Below are 1099 nucleotides of genomic sequence, written 5' to 3' on the forward strand. Positions count from 1 at the left end.
AACACACGCCCCTACCCTCAACTGTGGGCAGGCGGAATTGGCGGGTGGGGGAGGAGCGGGAGAGGTGGAGCGTGATTGAGTCCAACAGTTTTTAGGCGCTGGCCTTGCAGTTCCTTTTGCAAGGACTGTGACTAAAAAGTTTTGGCGACAATCACCAGCATTAGTGGCCTGTCTCCCCTATCAACACGTGACTACTTATCAGGATAAAATAACTCACTACCAACACTCCCCGCCTGTCAGCGCAAGCGATACTTTTTACTCTGGAATTAAAAAACTGAACTTTTTTAAACTTTTACTTGGTTTTTTATCCTAAATGTTCCTTATTATAAGTGTGGACTTTAACAATAATCTGGAGCTGCTCATGCAAGTTCACACTAAATTTAAAAAGCTTTTAACCTTTCTCAAGCACATTATCCGCATCATCAGGCTCATTCTGTTGTTGCTTTGCCGGATGGGTCGCATCGTGGATTTCTTTGAGTCGCCTGATTGAGACTTGGGTATAAATCTGCGTGGTATCCACCTTGGCGTGGCCGAGCATCTCCTGGATGTAACGGATATCTGCACCATTTTCCAGCATTTGCGTGGCCATCGTATGCCGGAACAAGTGGCAGCTGCCCGTTTTGTTGATGTCGGCTTTTTTGATGAGGTTTCTGACCACCTGGCTCATTCTCGCGGGCGTAAAAGATTCGCCTAAGTGGGTCAGGAACAGGGTTTCCTCATCGGCTCCGGTGTAAAGTTGTGGCCGCACTTCCATTAAATATTTATCACACCAGTTTATCGCTCGCTGACCAATCGGCACCATTCTATCTTTGTTGCCTTTACCGAGTCTGACCATTAAGGTGCCCCGCTCTCTATCCAGGTCGTACAGTCTTAAGTTGATGAGTTCTGAGCGTCTAATGCCGGTGGAGTAAAACACTTCAAGGATAGCTCTATCTCTAATTCCTGTGCTGGTATTTAAATCGGGGATGCTTAAGATGGTGTTGACTTCTTCGATGGTGAGGACGTGTTTCGGTAATCGTTTTTCTAACTTGGGCAGCTCGATATCAGCCGCAGGATTATACAGCGTGTAATTGTGTTTGCTTAAATATTTAAAGAAGGC

At 46.0% G+C, this 1099-nt stretch carries 1 protein-coding gene; it reads right to left on the bottom strand.

Annotated elements, in window-relative coordinates; all coding sequences use genetic code 11:
• Positions 1 to 391: 391 nt before the first annotated feature.
• A partial coding sequence (locus tag ABVT42_RS22375) for a tyrosine-type recombinase/integrase (protein WP_353898204.1) occupies positions 392 to 1099 on the bottom strand: 708 nt, incomplete at its 5' end.

It is taken from the genome of Aliikangiella maris (assembly GCF_040719265.1).
Taxonomy (GTDB): Bacteria; Pseudomonadota; Gammaproteobacteria; order Enterobacterales; family Kangiellaceae; genus Aliikangiella; species Aliikangiella maris.